16 protein-coding genes and 1 pseudogene are annotated in these 15361 nt (G+C 62.7%); 3 read left to right on the top strand and 14 right to left on the bottom strand.

Features of this window, described 5'->3' with window-relative positions:
* Window positions 1–852 precede the first annotated feature (852 nt).
* Window positions 853–1080: a hypothetical protein gene (locus MKK64_RS02130; protein WP_243932065.1), complete on the top strand. Its 228-nt coding sequence runs from the start codon at window positions 853–855 to the stop codon at window positions 1078–1080.
* A gap of 68 nt (window positions 1081–1148) precedes the next feature.
* On the opposite strand, the gene MKK64_RS02125 is transcribed toward MKK64_RS02130, so the two are convergent.
* From MKK64_RS02125 to MKK64_RS02075, 11 genes are all read right to left on the bottom strand, one after another.
* Window positions 1149–1358 carry a hypothetical protein gene (locus MKK64_RS02125; protein ID WP_243932064.1) on the bottom strand — a complete coding sequence of 70 codons (210 nt, stop codon included), beginning with the start codon at window positions 1356–1358 and terminating at the stop codon, window positions 1149–1151.
* 596 nt (window positions 1359–1954) lie between these two features.
* On the bottom strand, window positions 1955–2134 hold the full coding sequence (locus MKK64_RS02120) for a hypothetical protein (RefSeq protein ID WP_243932066.1): 180 nt from the start codon (window positions 2132–2134) through the stop codon (window positions 1955–1957).
* Window positions 2135–4003: 1869 nt separating this feature from the next.
* Window positions 4004–4351 (bottom strand): hypothetical protein, encoded by a 348-nt coding sequence (locus MKK64_RS02115; protein WP_243932063.1) that lies wholly within the window; start codon window positions 4349–4351, stop codon window positions 4004–4006.
* 25 nt (window positions 4352–4376) lie between these two features.
* On the bottom strand, window positions 4377–5852 hold the full coding sequence (locus MKK64_RS02110; RefSeq protein WP_243932062.1) for a PAS domain S-box protein: 1476 nt from the start codon (window positions 5850–5852) through the stop codon (window positions 4377–4379).
* Window positions 5853–6575: 723 nt separating this feature from the next.
* Complete coding sequence (locus MKK64_RS02105; protein ID WP_243932061.1) at window positions 6576–6809, bottom strand: hypothetical protein; 234 nt, start codon at window positions 6807–6809, stop codon at window positions 6576–6578.
* A gap of 337 nt (window positions 6810–7146) precedes the next feature.
* A complete protein-coding gene (locus tag MKK64_RS02100; RefSeq protein ID WP_243932060.1) occupies window positions 7147–7494 on the bottom strand; it encodes a hypothetical protein in 348 nt (115 codons plus the stop codon).
* Between the two features lie 84 nt (window positions 7495–7578).
* Window positions 7579–8283 carry a hypothetical protein gene (locus MKK64_RS02095; protein WP_243932059.1) on the bottom strand — a complete coding sequence of 235 codons (705 nt, stop codon included), beginning with the start codon at window positions 8281–8283 and terminating at the stop codon, window positions 7579–7581.
* Window positions 8284–9274: 991 nt separating this feature from the next.
* Window positions 9275–9865 (bottom strand): chemotaxis protein CheB, encoded by a 591-nt coding sequence (locus MKK64_RS02090; RefSeq protein WP_243932058.1) that lies wholly within the window; start codon window positions 9863–9865, stop codon window positions 9275–9277.
* Window positions 9866–9921: 56 nt separating this feature from the next.
* Window positions 9922–10155, bottom strand: a complete 234-nt coding sequence (locus tag MKK64_RS02085) for a hypothetical protein (RefSeq protein ID WP_243932057.1) — start codon at window positions 10153–10155, stop codon at window positions 9922–9924.
* A 156-nt stretch (window positions 10156–10311) separates the two neighbouring features.
* Window positions 10312–10869, bottom strand: coding sequence for a chemotaxis protein CheB (locus MKK64_RS02080; protein WP_243932056.1), 558 nt, complete (start codon window positions 10867–10869; stop codon window positions 10312–10314).
* Window positions 10870–10933: 64 nt separating this feature from the next.
* Window positions 10934–11224: an HU family DNA-binding protein gene (locus tag MKK64_RS02075; RefSeq protein ID WP_243932055.1), complete on the bottom strand. Its 291-nt coding sequence runs from the start codon at window positions 11222–11224 to the stop codon at window positions 10934–10936.
* Between the two features lie 1180 nt (window positions 11225–12404).
* Between MKK64_RS02075 and MKK64_RS02065 the strand changes: the two genes are divergently transcribed.
* Window positions 12405–13520, top strand: a complete 1116-nt coding sequence (locus tag MKK64_RS02065; RefSeq protein ID WP_243932054.1) for a potassium channel family protein — start codon at window positions 12405–12407, stop codon at window positions 13518–13520.
* A gap of 11 nt (window positions 13521–13531) precedes the next feature.
* On the opposite strand, the gene MKK64_RS28205 is transcribed toward MKK64_RS02065, so the two are convergent.
* Both MKK64_RS28205 and MKK64_RS28200 read right to left on the bottom strand, forming a co-directional pair.
* Window positions 13532–14236 carry a cation:proton antiporter gene (locus tag MKK64_RS28205; RefSeq protein WP_313898881.1) on the bottom strand — a complete coding sequence of 235 codons (705 nt, stop codon included), beginning with the start codon at window positions 14234–14236 and terminating at the stop codon, window positions 13532–13534.
* Window positions 14155–14811: a cation:proton antiporter gene (locus MKK64_RS28200; protein ID WP_313898880.1), complete on the bottom strand. Its 657-nt coding sequence runs from the start codon at window positions 14809–14811 to the stop codon at window positions 14155–14157. Before MKK64_RS28200 ends, MKK64_RS28205 begins: the two co-directional genes overlap by 82 nt.
* 137 nt (window positions 14812–14948) lie before the next feature.
* On the opposite strand from MKK64_RS28200, the gene MKK64_RS02055 reads away from it, so the two are divergent.
* A complete protein-coding gene (locus MKK64_RS02055) occupies window positions 14949–15206 on the top strand; it encodes a hypothetical protein (protein ID WP_243932053.1) in 258 nt (85 codons plus the stop codon).
* A 27-nt stretch (window positions 15207–15233) separates the two neighbouring features.
* Here MKK64_RS02055 and MKK64_RS02050 read toward each other — a convergent pair.
* Window positions 15234–15361, bottom strand: a pseudogene (locus MKK64_RS02050) (IS5/IS1182 family transposase); the annotation flags it as partial.

The raw sequence follows: 15361 nt of genomic DNA, 5'->3' as shown, positions 1-15361 counted from the left end.
GCATTATGTCGCCGAAGAACCAAGCGATGTAGCCTGCGGCTCGGCAAATTGCTTGGCCTGATTGCACCCAGCGAGGAGCGCCAGTCTTTCGTACGGATAGGACCCTGGTGCACTAACGACCGGGCCGTTCTGTCGCCTGATCAGCCAGACATAGCGCCCTGGATGAGGGTCCTACGGGAGGACAACGACGCGGCATCCGCCGGGGAGCGTGGCTGGCATCCCGTACGACCCTCATCCAGGGCGCTATGTCTGGCTGATCAGTCGAGAGAACGGCCCGGTCGTTAGGGCACCAAGGTCCTATCCGGACGAAAGAATGGCGCTCCTTGCTGGGTTCAATCAGGCCAAGCAATTTGCCGAGCCGCAGGCTACATCGCTTGGTGCTTCGGCTACATAAGGCCACGGAAAGCTCGCCACGGCTGGAGCCGGGCGGACAGATCTGGTGAGTTCCTTCTGGGTCTAAGGCGGCCTACGCTAGAAGGTTCAATCCTTCGGCGGCTTCGAAAAATCAAACGGTGCCACAAGCGTCATCGCAAATGCAACGAACACGGCTGCCCCGAGCACGATGGTCAGCATGGCGAATTTCTTCTTATTTAAAACGTTAACGTGGCGGCCGTAGCTTGCTTGATGGCCGGGCTGTGCTCTCGCAGCGGCAGGCGAAGGGCGACGGGCGCGCCCTTTTCGTTAGCGCATGCCGGCTCATGAAGCAGCACACCAGCTACGCACTTTAACTCAGACGATAATCAAATGATGACGTTTTCGAGCGAGCCAGCTTAGGTGCCTTCATCCGCGGCCGAAATTTTGGGCGTCGCTGACTGAGGGTTGTGTGCTCTCGCCTGTCGGGGAGCGCTGGATATGAGCTCAGACACGCCAATCGGATTTGCCGACCTCAACAAGTCGCCAGTCCCGCCGCGCTACCACGTTCTGATCCTCGACCGCAGAGGCCAAGTGCTGCGGATGGAACGGATTGAAAGCGGCGGTGACGATGAGGTTGTAGAGCGTGCGCTCAGGTTCGTTGATGGTCAGGCGATCGAGTTATGGGACGGGGTGCGGTTCATAGAGCACTTCCCGCCAGTGGACTGATCCGCTGCCGTTGAGGAAGTGCACGGCGTAGATGGCCTGCCCTGATCCGCCCACAAGCATGTTGCTTGCTACTCCCGGTAGCCGCAAAGCTCGGCTTCCTGACAGGCTACGCTCAGGACGCGCTTGCGCCCTTGAGTGTCGCTGATCTGAAGCCATAAGCGCATTGATGTCGCTGCCTCGGTGGTTTCACTCTCCACTGTTCCCTCAAAAAGTATTTCCGGCAGCATGTTCAGAGCGCGAGCAATCGCTTGAAGGTGTTGGTTCTCGTTGTCGGCCATGCTCGGATACCACAGTGTAAGCCGAAAGTTTCTGGGACGAATGCAAAATTCAATCGCGTCATCATATGTTTGTCAGCTCAACCCTTTCTAGGGAATGGCTGCGTGTTACTAGAGGCAAGTGCGCACGAAAAAGCCCACCGCGGCTGATACCGGGCGGGCTGATGTGATGAGTTCGCCGCGGAAACTGGCGACGAAGTGAACCGGCGAACCGCGGATCAGAGCCCTTTCTTCGTCCCAATGGTCCGGCCGCCACGGCGCATCGTCGAACGACGCATCATGCGGTGCCTCATCATTGGGCGGTGCATCATTCGCACCTGAACAGCCGGGGTCCCAGGCTCGATGAGGCTAGGGGCGGGGGCGGGCGTCGCGGCGGAGACGACGCCCGCCGACATTAGAACGGCACCGAAGGCTCCGGCCGCGATCGCAGAAGCTGTGAGACGGATCTTGGGCATCGGTGCCGATACCTTGCTACCGCACCGGGGAGGTGCCACGGCGTGAAACAACGGGCATGATCCGATCGTTCCTCGACCTCCGGTTGAGAGGGCCCGAGCCGCCGAGACGATATCTGGGTTAGGCGGTCGCGAGCCGTAGGAGCGTCAGCCGATCAAGAAATGCACCAGGATCAGGGCTACCGCCGCCCCACCAATCGCGAGGCCCATGAGGGTGACGCTGCTGAGCTGATCGATGGTATCAACGCTTTGGCCGATGCGATGCTCGACGCTGTTGGCCCCGTGACCGAGCCTGTCCGGACTGCCTGGATAGATGCGGGGTGCCATGTTGGTCTCCTTAATAATTCGAGAGCAACGCCGCACCGAAGCCGATCGTTCTAGTCGAGGCCACAAATAACCCACCACGGCCGGTGCCGGGTGGGCTGAAGGCTGGGCAGGCCTCACAAGAAGCCCCGCCGCTGATCATGGTCCTAGCCGCGGTGAACTAACGGTACGAAAAAGCTAGGCGCAGCGGGTGTTGGTCTGGCAGTCAAGCTAATTCCATGAAGCCTCGAGCTCCATGAGTCCAAGCTATTGATCCCGCAGCAATCGGGGGATGCAATTGGTCACGCGGGCGCTTGGGGGTTAATCATCGCGTCGCCTCCACACTCGTCATGATTGTGAGGCCATTTTGGTCCGTTACTACAAATATCACAGTCACGGGATCACGCCTCAACTCAGCGATATGGGCAGCCGCGGCATCCTTCGCATCTGCCACCGTGTCAAACGTGTCAGGTAAGAGGTACATCGATAGCTCGTCTTCTCCGTCTATGGACGGAGGATCGGCGAGTGTAATCTCGACTGCATAGGGCATAGGACAATCATGCCACGGTTGCTCAACCACGCAAAGGCTGGACCAATCGCGTTCAGCGTAAAACTGCCTCATCGCCTGGGCTCCATCTGATCAATGTGCTGGGGCTGGGTTAGGACGAACAGTGCGCATGAAAAATCCCTGCGCGGCGGATGCCGGTGGGGCTGATCCTTTTCAGGCTGAGAGAGGCGAGCGCTAGACGCCGCCTAACGCAGGGACGTGGTAGCTCTGCTCGATGTGACCCACTAGGTCCGCCTGCGCCCTGCCGCTCTCTGCGATCTGCGCCCAGCTCTGGTACCGGCCACGCCCCGTTGAGAAAGGCCGCCGGCTCTCGGTGTTACCTGCCACCGCCGAGTGGGCGGCCGCACCGATGAGGAGGGTGCTGCCGTCTTGGTCATAACAGCGAAGGTGCTTGGTGTTCAGCATGAACCGCCAGTGCCGCTACATAGACAGCTCGCCCTTCGGGCGTGATTGTGATCAGACGCTTACCCGGATGGTCCTCACAGGGAGCCTCGGCGACCCATCCACGGGCCGTGAGGCAAGCCTTAGCTGCATCCCAACGGTTGTAGGCACGCGGCCCGCGTTCGAGGATACGCAGTCGCTTGAGGGCCCAGGACGTTACCAAGTCGGACCCACCACAACGACCGTTGCAACGAGGGCGGCTACGAACGCCCTTTCAGCCGGGTCGTCAGCACCCGCCCAAAGCACGAGCTGCAATGCGCCAGCCGCAAATAGGAGCACCCGCAGACCCTCTAGCTGCGAGTGGACCCTGACCGTCCTTTTGGCTGCCCCGCCTACCCTGAGCCGTCGTCGTCCATCCTAAGGGTAGAAATCTGACGCTAGGTGCCCGGGTCGAACGTCCGCGTCGAGTATTTAGCGGACCGTGGCCTTTCGGCTAGAAGCGGGTATTCTACCTTCCACCCTAAGGGGCCTTCAGTGCTGTCCCGCCAGGACGGCTCGCGACTCCACCACGTCGCCCCGCTTTGGCTTGCCCAGCAGCGCGGCAATCACAGCTTGGCAGGCCAGCCAGCGCTGGATGAAGTGCAGTATGTAGCGATTGGTCAGTCACTCGATGATGTCAGGCGCGCGCTTCCCGCTCCGCCTCAGCAGTTACGAACGCGAGGCACCGGGCGCGGGCTTGTCGGTCGTCAATGGTGTCGAAGGCTCGCGTGAGAGCGAGTGTTTCCGCTGTCCGAGCGTTCATCTCTTCCGCATCAAACAGAGCCACTACAGGCTGATCCAGGGCGCGAGCGATGCGCTCTAGACTTTTGCGTACATCAGCAAGATCACGAGGTTGTTGGGGCATGACGGCACAACGTCTTTAATGGGCAAAATGACAAAGTAGTTTAGCTTATCTTCTGCACGCCCGTATTATCCAGCCGGCGCAGTAGCTCTGTACCGCACCGGATCAGTAACCCTATCTCCGCCAGCGCCTGGATGGACGCCGCTTCGAGGGCAGCAGTGGGGCGACCTAGGTCTGGATGCACCCGCAACGAGGGCGCACGCAGGTTCTCGATCGCCGAGAGCAACGTGTCCTGCTGAGTACACAAACCATCGAGCAGCAGCCGGACCCGCGTACCGTCATGGAACGCGCTTGCAGCGTCGGCTGTCAGTACCTTCTCGACGGCGTTGGAGCGGATGTTCATCATCGGCGGCTTGAACCGGCCTTTGAGAGGAATGACAGTCGCGCTCATGTGATCCTCTCGTATCTCGGTGGGGTCACGCCACGGCTTGCGAGGCTTGGCGCACCTGCCGGGTTGCAACATCGACCTGCTCGCTCGCCCGGGCGATGTCCTCCATGCTGCTGGCGATCGTCGTCACGCCGTGCGCGGCCGTCTGCATGCTGCCCGACATCTCTCGCGTGACTGCAGACTGTTCCTCGACCGCAGCGGCGATGGCGCCCGACACCTCATCGAGCGAGCGGATCGTCGCCTGGATCGAGCCGATGGCGTCCACGGCCTCGCGCGTAGCCGTCTGCGTCGCCTGGATCTGTCCGCGGATCTGATCGGTCGCCTTGGCGGTCTGCTCGGCCAGCGCCTTCACCTCGGAGGCGACAACGGCAAAACCCTTGCCCGCGGCGCCAGCTCGCGCTGCTTCAATGGTGGCGTTGAGGGCCAGCAGGTTGGTCTGCGAGGCGATGCCCTGGATCATCGTCACCACCTCGCCAATCTGCGCCGCCTGGGTGCTCAAGCCCGCAACGATGCTGCCCGTGCGCTGCGCCTGCTCAACCGCCTGTCCGGCCATCCGTGCAGCATGGCTTACCTGCTGGCTGATCTCGCCGACTGAGGCTGAGAGCTCTTCGGCGCCCGAGGCGACGGACTGGATGTCGTTCGAGACCTGCCCCACCGTACCGGCGGCCTCAGCCGTTTGCCGGGTGACATTCTCGACGGATTGCCCGATCGCATCGAGGTCGGTGCCGATCGCGTGCTGCGCTTCGATCCGGCGCTGCCGCTCGTGCACTTGGGCGCTGATGTCGGTCGCGAACTTCACCACCTTGAACGGGACGCCGTCCCGGTCGCTGATCGGGTTGTAGGTTGCCTGGATCCACACTTCTCGACCGCCCTTGGCGATGCGGCGGAACTCGCCAGCTGCGAACTCGCCCCGTCCGAGTTGACCCCAGAAACTGCGATAGGCTTCTCCGGTTCGTTCGTTCGCATCAACGAACAGGCTGTGATGCTGACCGCGGATCTCGTCGAGCCGGTAACCGACTGCGTTGAGGAAGTTGGCGTTGGCGGTCAGGATGGTGCCGTCGAGGGTGAACTCGATGACCGCCTGCGAGCGGTTGAGGGCGGCAAGCTGGCCTTCCTGGTCAATCGCGCGCTGCACCAGCGCCGTGATGTCGGAGGCGAATTTGACGATCTTGCTGACCCGACCGGCGCGGTCGAGGACTGGACTGTAGGTTGCCTGGATCCACACCTCGTGACCGTCCTTGGCGACACGCTTGAACTCACGGGTCTGCGGCTCACCGCGGCGTAGTGCATCCCAGAACGCGCGATAGGCCGGTGCGTCGCACTCCAACGACGTGACGAGGGTTCGGTGGTTCTGACCCTTCAGTTCGGCCAGCGTGTAGCCGACGAGACCGAGGAAGTTGGCGTTGGCATCGAGGATCGTGCCATCGGGGGCGAACGCGATGCGGGCGCGTGAGCGGTCGATGCTGTCGAACAACGCGCGTAAGGGGGTGTCGAACAAGCGCACCGGCGGGCTCCATGCGGATAGATTGGACCTGTTCCGCCTGTCATGCCGGATTATAATCAATAATTCCCTAATCTATAGCTCAATCACGGAATCGCTATCATCATAAAATTCTGCGAGAAACCAATCAATTGATCATAACAAGATTGAAGACTGCATTCGATGGTTTCAGTTGCGCATCGTGCAATTTGGATAGGCCCTTGCGAGACGATCCAGGATGATTGGTAAGCCGGCCACCGCCGGGTGGAGGGGGAGGAGGCGGCGACCGCCGCTGATCCATGTTTGCCGCACCATGGCCCGACGTATCCGCCAAGGGCGGTGGCGTTCCCGTCTTAATAGTCAAGCAAACCGAGCAGGTTGCTACGGTACAAATGGAAAATTCACCCAAATGCGCGGATGCTGGGGAATAAAGCCGCAGACCATCATTTGACGACACAAGCAAGGCAAAGGTGCGACAAAGTGGCATCATGCCGGATCAAGCCCTCCGGCCGATCACCATCCCGCCCCGGCAACGTGATGATGCTTCTCAGCAAGAGCCTGCTCCGATCTGAGTGAGCGAACAACACTTGCGCTTCATCGACGCCCGGAGAGATAAAGGGCCCTCCGATCCGGAACGTAACTATGAAGTGGCTGAGCAAGCAATTGCTGAGATGAGGCGCCTTAATGCCGAGGCGAGGATCTAAGGCTTCTCAGTGCCCGCCTTTCGAAGCGGCAACTTCTCGCCAGCTATCGATCCATCGACATGAAGCGTTCCATAAACCGCATCCCGTCCCATAGCTCGACCCCGCGGCCATCTAGGAAGCCTCTTGCCAAACGCTTTGCATCAAGATCGCTTCGCGCCTTGATCGGCACCATGCGAGTGACTTGGCCTTCAGATCCCAGCACTAGCACCCGGTAACAAAATGGGGCCGGCAGGTTGTCGAGATCGGCAAATCCAAAGCGGTCTGATTTATTCAACATCACGTCTCTCCACCCTCGAGAGCGCGAGGGACCGCGTCGGCTGCTCGGATAAGAGATTAAAGAAAGCTTAATGGCTTTCGCCTAAATTTGATTGTTTTCAGATACTTACAACGAAAAAGGCGCGCCGGGTTAGGGCGCGCCAGAGTCCTTGGGATTGGTCCACGGGATGAACCGGAGAGAAGCTTATCAAGTGGCTCAAGACGCATACGCTCAATTGATAGGCTCGGTCAGAAATGCCGCATGCCTACCTGTGAACCCGCTGTGAGCTTGGGCATGTAGGCCGAGGCGCCTCTCCGCTTTGTGGTGTCTGCTGCATTAAGAGTGAGGGCAGTAGGCATCAGCGCCCACCTTCCGCCACCATGTCGAGAAGCATTGCGCCGGCCGCTGCCACGACGTTGCCATGCCCGCCCCAGGCCATCAGCTCGGGCGCGAGGTCTACGGGGCGAAACCGCGGAACCGGGCTGACGATCACGACCGGCAACCTGGTCTCCAGCGCCTCGGTCTCCCGGTCCTTGTCGTTTCGACGCAGGCATACGACCTGACTACCGTGGTGGTTCCCGGGAGCCGCAAGCGAGGACTCCGCGTCGTCGCCATCCTCGGCATCCGCATCCCCATCCATACGGTCGAGGATGGCGAGCAAGCTATCCGCGGTGTCCAAGGCGGTCTGCGCCGCTTCCTCGATCATGCGCCGGGTCTCGGCCGGCGAGGGGGCCGGCGGGGTTTGCGCCTAAGGGGTGCGAGGCCGGAAGGTCAGGACATCACCCATCGGTCAGGCCTCCGCGGAGTTCGCAGAGGTTGCCCGGCCGGCGAGAGCCGCCGTGGAGGCGGCGACCAGGAAGCGGCTGGTCATGACGCCTAGCAGATTTACCCACCCCTCGAAGCTCGTTCGTGCTATGTCGACCGCACTAAGAAGCACGGCCGGCGCGTCGCCGTCTTTCTCCGCGATCTCCTCAATGAAGAAGACCGCCTCGGCCTTCGACATCCGCAGCATGTGGTCGCCGACGTGCATCGCTAAGGCGTGCTCGCCGAACGCCTCCGACCATTGGCGTGGGGACTGGACCGGCTCTTCGAGGGTGTAGGCTTCGAACTCCTCGGCCGCGGAGCTTTCGATGGTTGCCGGCATATCCTTCGCGTCCGCGCCCTCCCTGTGCTCGACAGCGTTCGGCGCAGCATTCTGCTCCGGGAGCGCCCCCGGATAAACCAGCCCGCCCATCGTGATCGCCTCCCGCAGGATGACGCGCAGGAGCCGGAAGTCGGAGGTAGCGTGGCTCTTGGCGGGATAGAACCTGTCGAGATCTTCGAGCGAGAGACAAGCGTTGCCGGCAAGGTCGCGGAGCCCGGCGGACGGCTCATGGATCGTCCGTTCGAACGTGGCTTCGATGCGATCCTGCTCGGCGTCCCCCCTCCTCCTCGCTGAGGCCGCCGGGGGTTGCATCCCAAGCCTGCCGACGACGGACCTGCTCGACGCAGGCATCCGCGAGGCTGTACGGAGGCCCCGTGGCGTCGGTCATGGGTGCGCGTGGCGACGCCGCGTCTCACTGAGGCAAAAATCTGGTTCGGCCTGGACGAGGCCCGAGAGCGCAATGCGCGGGGTCGGCTCTATTGGGGGCCACAGGATCTCGGCGACCAGTTGCACCTCACCAAGGCCGAACGCGAGGCGCTAGGGATCACGAAGGCCCGGCCGCGAGGAATGACGGCCAAAACGTTCGCGGCCTACCAGCGAGCGCAGAAGACCGCCGCCAAGAAGGCCCGTAGACAAGCGGCTGGCGCGACCGCCCGTGAGCAGTCCGACGCTCAGACAAAACCTTGGGAGGCCCTCGGTATCAGCCGCCGGAAGTTCTACCGAGACCGTCAAGCGGAGCTTAAAATCGGTCGTGGCACTAATTCGTGTTCAGCCGGTACGAAGTACCGTATAGCTGCCACGGACCAGTGCACCAAGAGATCCGACCGCTTCCGGGTCCAGCGAGAACCGCCCGCCCGAGACACAGCGTCGGCGCTGACGGGCCTACGCCCGGAGCCAGGACGAGGGCGGTCCCGCCCGGTCGAGCCGTCCCGCTGCCGCTACCGATGGCCGGAGTTTCCGAGCAACACGACATGCTCGACGGGCTGGGCGAGTGGCGACAGGTTGGGTCGCCCCTCATTGCCTACGAAGGCGGTCCCCTACCACCCGAGCTTGCCCGAGCCGTCCGAGAGGCGTTGCGCGTTCGGACTATGACCCAGGGGGCGTTGGCGAGGCAGGTTGGCGTCAGCCGCCCGCAGATCGTGAACGTGTTGCAGGGGCGGTTCGGTCTGAGCCGGAGCGCGGCGGCGAACCTTATGCAATGGCTGGCCGCGGCGTGAGAAACCCAGGATAACCGACGGCAGGCACGGTGCTCGCAAGCCGGGCTCAGGACCGGTTCGCTGGTGAGATGGACGAAGCACCCGTCGCCCCGTGATCAGATCGGGGGACGGGCCTGCTCCTACAGTCACTCGTGTCGGACCGCTTTCTCGATGGCAGCTGCGATGTCGTGGAGGCTGCCGATCACGTCGATTGGACCGTCGTAAGCGATCGCGTTCTCCGGCATGCCGGGTCCCGGCTGGTCGTTCGGCGTCAACACCATCGTCAAGCCACCCGCGGCGTGGATGGCGGCGAGACCGCGTGAGCCGTCATCCAGGGAGCCGGATAGGATCACGCCGATCATCCTGTGCCCGCCATGTGCGGCGACCGAACAGAAGAGCAGGTCCACCGTGCGGTTGCCGTGCAGGCGATGCGGATCGTCTACGATCTCGCCGAAGCTCCTGGCCGCGAGTGTGAGATGATCGGCCGGTTCGCCGATATAGGCCACCCCCGGCTCGAAGCGCTCGCCCTGCGCCGCAATGACGATCGGCAGGTTCGATCCGCGCGCCAGCACCTCGCGGAGATGGCTGAGCCGGTCCCACGGCCTATGGAGGACGATCAGGACAACAGCCGCCAGGGAAGGCAGCAACGTCTGGAGTAGGGCCTTGATGTCGGAAAGGCCCTCGGCGCCTGAAGCACCAACGGCGACGAACCAGGGCGTGACGCTCTTGGCCTTCATCCGCGGAGGGTAGCACAAGGATCGCCCGCTCACGGCCAATCAGAGATGCCTATGAGCTAATATGCGTCTGAGAGCATATCGATATGGCCGATGAAGCGGACACCATCCCAGAGATCGACCGCATGACCAGCGGCCATTGCCTGAGCCAAGTCTGAAGCCTCTAGGTCGTCGTTCGCCACCAGACTGACGAGCCGGGCGATGTTTCCTGCCGCGTCGATTAAGAATGCGCGAAAACAGGGTGGCAAGTTCATCTCGGCAAGATTGTCGGGGCCGTTCGAGAGATCCGCCATGAAGCCGCCTTTGGACGAGGCGGGAGCTTGCTGGCTCTCTGTCGGTAGCGCCTGGGACTGCCAGCCACCGATGCACTATGGGCTACCGCCCATTGAGCGAATTACCTAATTGCGGGAGCCTATAAGGCGGCGGATCATTGAAGCAGTTGCGCTGCTTCATCCCTGCGCCAACGCCGCCACGCGAGCGGCGATCTCTGCGACCGGCAGGCTGGCGTCAGGATGATCAGCCATGAGCGCTGCCCAGGGCATCGAGGGCTGCTCGGCCTCCTGGGGCTTCTGGACGAGAGCCAAACCACCGCGAGCCTTAACCCTGGCGAGACCATCCGCCCCGTCGCCGTTGTAGCCGCTGAGCACGATACCGATGACGCGCTCGCTGTAGTCCTCGGCGGCTGAGATGAACAAGGGATCGGCGGCTGGACGGGTGAAGTTCACCTTGCTCCCCTGATCCAGCCAGATCGAACCAAAGCCCAACCGCATGTGCTTGTCGGGAGGGGCGACGTAGACGCGGCCAGCCTGGATAAGCTCGCCATCCTCCCCGTGTCCGATGGGCAGGTGGCTCGTCATGTTCAAGATTTCCGGCAGGATGCTGGGACGGTTGCCGGTGTGCCAGACGATGAAAACCGATGCCGAGCAGGATGCCGGTAGCGCGGCCACGATCTGTTTGATTGGGGTAAGGCCCCCAGCGGAGGCAGCGATAACGACGATGGGTCCCATGCCCCCATCAATCGCGCCACCCCAGGTTGGTTCAGCCTCAATTTGCGAATCACCGACCTATGCATCACGTAGACACTGCCGGGTTCAACCGGTCCCGCATGTCCTTGCCGGCCTTGAAGCACAACTTGGCCTTGGCCTCGACGGCAACGGGGGCCCCGGACCGCGGAGTGCGCCCTATTCGCGCTCGCGCCTCCACGATGCTGAAGGCCCCGAACCCGCGCAGCTCGACACGATCGCCGGCCGCGATGGCGTCCGCGATCCGGCCTAGGATGGCATCGACCACCTTCTCGCAATCCCTCGCGTAGAGTTGCAGGTTCGCGTCGGCGAGGCGCTGGACCAGTTCGGATCGGATCATGGTGGCGCGGGAAGCGCATCGCGTCAGGGACTACAACCCCGCCGTCTGACATTCCCGACGTTGACTTAACCGTGCCTGCCGGCCGACATGCCAAGTCCGGCTATGGCGCGCCCTGTGGCGAGTCGTGAACCGGCATTAGGAGAGATCGCCGCGAGATAGACCCTGAAAAGCCAACAGCCCCTTCCCGGCAAGGAAGAGGCTGCTGAATACCTGGGGCCTGGTGAGGCTGGAGTGAATACCCCCCACAAGCCATGACCTCCCTCGGGCGTCAAGACGGAACGTGTTTCCGTCAACGGGAAGGCTTTGCCTGGACCCTGCCGCGGCCCGTGAGGGACCGTGAACCATGAACTATACCTATGAGATCCGCCGACAGGCGGAGACAGCGCCGCGCGTCGCGTTGCCGGCCGTCGCATCCGCGCTGTGGAAAGCGTTCGGAGAGGGACACCGGTCGGAGGCTGAGGCTGAGGCGTTGTCCGGGCTAATCGAAGCCCGGCAATTGACCGAGCGTCCCACGGAGTTGCACCAGCGTTCCACAGATACCCCCAGGAAGGCCGTAGGCTCCCGACCGCGCAATCGGATGCCTCGATGGCCCGCCGTCGCCGCTGGGCAGCCTCTGGGAGGCTTCCACCGGCTATCGCTGCTTAGTTTACCCTGGCGGAGCAGGCGGTGCTGGCTGTTATCACGGTGGAGGTCGTGAAGCGGGGGGACTGCCGTCTAGCCCTGGATCACCTAGCCGCATTAGCGGGTGTGAGCCGTGCGACCGTCCGCAACGCGATCTGACAAGCCATGGTGCTCGGCTTCGTGACCGTTGAGGAACGACGCCTCGCCCGCTTCCGCAACGACATCAACATCGTTTGCATCGTGTCGCGGGAATGGACCGCTTGGCTACGGCTCGCCCGCAAAGGGGGTAACGAAACGCTACCCTCTTCCTCTAAAGAAGGAGGGCGTAAATCCGTGAGCGGCACGAATACTCCTGTTTCCTACCCTGTGAATTCAGAGGGTTGGAGGCCGCATAAGGGCTGTCGAATGGTAGAGGGTGACATTGCTGTCATAGCCTCACCGGGCATGCAACAAGGACGTGGCCGAGCATGAGCTATCCGAAGCCAACTCGCGGCGGTCGATTTGGCGAACAACGGGTTGAGATCGGACTGTTGGTGCGAGATCGAAGGTAGCCAATCTGATGGCGCGTCAGCTTCGGTCTCAGACCAGCCCTCTGCGGTTCCGCCGCAGCGTCGTACGGGACCTGCGCAACCGGATCCGCTTCGCACTCGTCGGTTTGCTGATCCTCATCGGCCTGCACGCTGCGGCGATGGTAGCCTTCGAGGGTCTTGATCTCGGTGAGGCGGTATGGCTGACCTTCACCACCATCACCACCACCGGCTATGGTGATCTGTCTGCCAAAACCTTGGCCGGGCGTGCCTCCACCATCGTGCTGATCTACCTCTCGGGCATCTTCCTGCTCACCCAGGCAGGCGGTGCCTTCTTCGAGTTCAGGATCCTGCGGCGCGAGCGCAAGCGCCGAGGCGAGTGGAGGTGGGATATGCGCGACCACATCGTCTTCGTGAATGCGCCCGCCGACGAGCCCGGCGACTACCTACGCCGTCTCCTCAACCAGCTGCATCGCTCGCACGCCAATTTTGCCAACGTATCCTCGCTGATCCTGACCGAGGCCTTCCCCGACGGTCTGCCGCCGGACCTCGAAGACGACCCGCGCATCGTCCAGCTCAAGGGACGCTTCGACGATCCTGCCGCGCTGGAGGCCGCGGGCGTCGATCATGCACAGGTGTTGGTCATCCTGGCCGAGCAGGAAGGCGACCGGCTTTCGGACAGTCGTACCTTCGATATCATTCATCGCCTGCGCGAGCGGGGGATTACGGCGCGGATCGTCGCCGAATGCGTGGACGATCTGAACCGTGATCGACTGAAGCGAGCGGGTGCCTCCGCCATCGTCCGGCCGCTACGCGGCTACCCGGAGATGATCGTCCGCGCCATCGTTGCACCGGGGACGGAGTGGATCGTCGAACGCCTGTTCTCCAGCGAGGGCGACGAGTGCCTGCGCTTCGACGTCACGCTGCAAGGGATGGCATGGTCCGACGTGGTCTCGACCGTGCTCGAAGCGAACTACGGGACACCGGTCGGATACGCCGATGCTCAGGGACAGCCTCACAGCAATCCGCCACCGCATGCCGTGGTTACCGCTGAAGCCTTGTTCGTGCTGGTCGATGAGACACAGCGGCCCACTAATGCCGCACTCCGGAACCTGCTCGACACCCGCCTTGCTCGAACGAAGGCGTGAGGACCTATCGATCAGAGGATCCGCGGCTCCAGGGGGATTTCAAGCTGGCCACTCTCGGTGTCGCGTCCGCTGCGATGGTCGAGGAAGCGGAGAATTGGTGTGACGGTGATCCCGTGCATGACGATGGACACCAGCACGGCGAGGCCAACCGTGGCCCAGAGCAGGTCAGGCGCCTCGAAAGGCGCATGACCGAAGGCGTAGGTAAGGTAGTACACCGTCCCGAGCCCGCGGATGCCGAAGAAGGCGATCACCGCCTTCTCGTCGGTAGGCAGGCCCGATCCGGCCAAGCCGATCCACCCCGATAGCGGGCGAACGATGAGCAGGGCCAACGCCACGAATGCTGCAGCAGGCCACGTCAGCCCGGCGAGCAGGCCGCCGCCCGAAAGCGCGAAACCGAACCCGACGAGCAGGACCATCATCAGGAGGCGTTCGAGTTCCTCGGCGTAATCGTGCATCTTGCGATGGTAGTCGTGCCCGCGGCTGGAGGAGCGCAGCGCCAGGGCCGCAGCGAACACCCCGACGAAACCGTATCCGTCCACGGCCTGGACGATGCCGTAGGCGAGGCAGGTGACGCCAAGCGCCACGAACCCGTCGCCGGTGCGCGACAGCTTCGAGACGTTGGGCAGGTGGAAGGTCAGCCAGCCAAGACCCCGACCGACAAGAGCCCTAGGATCGCCCCGACGGCGACCTTCCAGAGGACGTCGATGGCAATCCAATGCGAGAGGGACAGTCCGGCGACGCCGCCGCTGGTCAGGGCGATGGCGAGGTTGACGAAGGGGAAGGCGAGGCCATCGTTGAGGCCAGCTTCGGACGTGAGGGCGAAGCGCATCTCGTCCTCCTTGCCTTCCGAGGGATGTCCGACCTGGACGTCGGAGGCAAGCACCGGGTCTGTTGGAGCGAGCGATGCAGCGATCAGCAAGGCGGAGGCAATCCCAAGCCCGAGGAGCGCGGAGGCGAGCGCGGCCAGGGTGATGATGGTGAGTGGCATCGCAAAGCCGAGGAGCCGCCATGTCGTTGCCCAGCGCTCCCAGCCGATCAGTCGGTCGATCTTCAGGCCCGCACCCATCAGGGAAATGACGACCACCGCCTCGGTGGCGTGCTCGACCAGCTTGAGGTGCTCGCCCGGGTGTGGCGTCAGCCCCGCGAGAAACGGGACGAAGGCCAGCACGGCACCGACACCGACGCAGCAGATGGGCAGCGAGAGCGGTAGCGCTCTTAGCACCATCGGCAGCCACGCCGTCAGTAGGACCAGGGCACCGAACCCGGCGACAACGAGGACGTAGGTTTCCATTGAATGGCGAACCCGGCCCAACCGTCTGTGTTCCTGCCCCTCGGTTCCTACGAGGCCGGTACCATCGATAGGTCTAACCGAGCGGATGGTGGGTTTACGACGGCGCCAGCCTTCGTTCCATCAAAAGCCGAAGACGGATGGCCAAGCCGGTGTTAGCGATGGCCATGAGTGGTGAACCTACGACCCTGATCCTGGCGCTCGCAACAGAGAACGCCGAGCTACGAGCCCAGCTCGCTGAGGCACAAGAACACCTGGTCGAGACCGCGGTCGATGCTGGGGAGATGCACGCTCGGCTTGAGAAGGTGCAGGCGGAGTTGGCCAAGGTGCAAGCCGAGCTCGATGCGTGGCGAGCTGAAGCTGAGCGACGACCGGGCCTCATGCTGCGAAGTGGCTGACGGTCTGCTACACACTAGGTCGCGGACTCATAAAGTTCGCAGCCAGACCCGGACGGCAGCGAGTTTGACGCTGGCGAGGAAGTTGTCGGGATCCTTGTCGTAGCGGGTGGCGACGGCGCGGAAGTGCTTGATCTTGCTGAAGAAGCGCTCGACCA

The sequence above is a fragment of the Methylobacterium sp. E-025 genome, assembly GCF_022829705.1.
Classification (GTDB): domain Bacteria; phylum Pseudomonadota; class Alphaproteobacteria; order Rhizobiales; family Beijerinckiaceae; genus Methylobacterium.
Note: the sequence above shows the minus strand (reverse complement) of the source record. Positions and strands in the feature narration are given on the sequence as shown.

Excerpts from the sequence above, each read along its gene's own strand:
- MKK64_RS02130 (WP_243932065.1), top strand. The coding sequence starts at position 853 with ATGAGCTCAGACACGCCAATCGGATTTGCCGACCTCAACAAGTCGCCA.
- MKK64_RS02125 (WP_243932064.1), bottom strand. The coding sequence starts at position 1,358 with ATGGCCGACAACGAGAACCAACACCTTCAAGCGATTGCTCGCGCTCTG.
- MKK64_RS02120 (WP_243932066.1), bottom strand. The coding sequence starts at position 2,134 with ATGGCACCCCGCATCTATCCAGGCAGTCCGGACAGGCTCGGTCACGGG.
- MKK64_RS02115 (WP_243932063.1), bottom strand. The coding sequence starts at position 4,351 with ATGAGCGCGACTGTCATTCCTCTCAAAGGCCGGTTCAAGCCGCCGATG.
- MKK64_RS02105 (WP_243932061.1), bottom strand. The coding sequence starts at position 6,809 with ATGTTGAATAAATCAGACCGCTTTGGATTTGCCGATCTCGACAACCTG.
- MKK64_RS02100 (WP_243932060.1), bottom strand. The coding sequence starts at position 7,494 with ATGATCGAGGAAGCGGCGCAGACCGCCTTGGACACCGCGGATAGCTTG.
- MKK64_RS02095 (WP_243932059.1), bottom strand. The coding sequence starts at position 8,283 with ATGCCTGCGTCGAGCAGGTCCGTCGTCGGCAGGCTTGGGATGCAACCC.
- MKK64_RS02090 (WP_243932058.1), bottom strand. The coding sequence starts at position 9,865 with ATGAAGGCCAAGAGCGTCACGCCCTGGTTCGTCGCCGTTGGTGCTTCA.
- MKK64_RS02085 (WP_243932057.1), bottom strand. The coding sequence starts at position 10,155 with ATGGCGGATCTCTCGAACGGCCCCGACAATCTTGCCGAGATGAACTTG.
- MKK64_RS02080 (WP_243932056.1), bottom strand. The coding sequence starts at position 10,869 with ATGGGACCCATCGTCGTTATCGCTGCCTCCGCTGGGGGCCTTACCCCA.
- MKK64_RS02075 (WP_243932055.1), bottom strand. The coding sequence starts at position 11,224 with ATGATCCGATCCGAACTGGTCCAGCGCCTCGCCGACGCGAACCTGCAA.
- MKK64_RS02065 (WP_243932054.1), top strand. The coding sequence starts at position 12,405 with ATGGCGCGTCAGCTTCGGTCTCAGACCAGCCCTCTGCGGTTCCGCCGC.
- MKK64_RS28200 (WP_313898880.1), bottom strand. The coding sequence starts at position 14,811 with ATGGAAACCTACGTCCTCGTTGTCGCCGGGTTCGGTGCCCTGGTCCTA.
- MKK64_RS02055 (WP_243932053.1), top strand. The coding sequence starts at position 14,949 with ATGGCCAAGCCGGTGTTAGCGATGGCCATGAGTGGTGAACCTACGACC.